The 956-nt window shown below is 75.6% G+C and carries 1 pseudogene; it reads right to left on the reverse strand.

The window, feature by feature from the left end:
• A pseudogene (locus tag ESO86_RS17690) lies at positions 1-956 on the reverse strand (ATP-dependent helicase); the annotation flags it as partial.

Raw genomic sequence — 956 nt, forward strand, 5'->3', positions numbered from 1 at the left:
CGCGCTCGCCGACCTCGGCCGGCGTGAGCGGCCCGAGTTCGCGCAGCAGGTCGGCGACGCCCTCCTCGCCGCGGGCGAGGCGGTCCGGATGGCGCCGCTGCAGCATCCGCTCGGTCTCGTCGACGACGGCGGGGTCGAGCAGCTCGCGCAGCTCGACCGTGCCGAGCAGCTCCGCCAGCAGGCCGGGGTCGAGGGACAGCGCGGCGGCGCGGCGCTCGGCCAGCGGGGCGTCGCCCTCGTACATGAACGCGCCCACGTAGCCGAAGAGCAGGCTCGCCGCGAACGGGCTGGCGGTCTCGGTCGCGACATCCACGAACCGGACCCGTCGCCCCCTGATGCGCTCGGCGAGCGCCGTGAGGGCGGGCAGGTCGTAGACGTCCTGGAGGCACTCGCGGACGGCCTCGAGCACGATCGGGAAGTCGGGGTAGTCGCGTGCGACCTCGAGCAGCTGGGAGGCCTTCTGCCGCTGCTGCCAGAGCGGCGAGCGGCGCCCCGGGTTCTGCCGCGGCAGGAGCAGGGCGCGCGCGGCGCATTCGCGGAAGCGGGAGGCGAAGAGCGCCGAGTCGCCGACGCGCTCGGTCGCGAGCTGCGCGAGCTCCTCCGCGTCGAACTCGAACAGCTCGCTCCCTGGCGGTTCGTCGGCCGCGTCCGGGATGCGCAGCACGATCCCGTCATCGCTCGCGACGGCGTGCGCCTCGACGCCGAGGCGCTCCTGGACGCGTGCGTCGACCGCGAGGGCCCACGGGGCGTGCACGCGCATGCCGTACGGCGAGTGCAGCACGATCCGCCAGTCGCCGAGCTCGTCGCGGAAGCGCTCGACGACGAGGTGCTCGTGGTCGGGCACGATGCGCGTCGCCTCGCGCTGGTCGGCGATGAACCGCACGAGGTTCGCACCAGCGCGGGCGTCGAGGCCCGCGGCCGCGGTGCGGGCGAGCGCGGCGGGCTCGTCGGCGGCC

This window comes from Agromyces binzhouensis (genome assembly GCF_004135055.1).
Lineage (GTDB): Bacteria > Actinomycetota > Actinomycetes > Actinomycetales > Microbacteriaceae > Agromyces > Agromyces binzhouensis.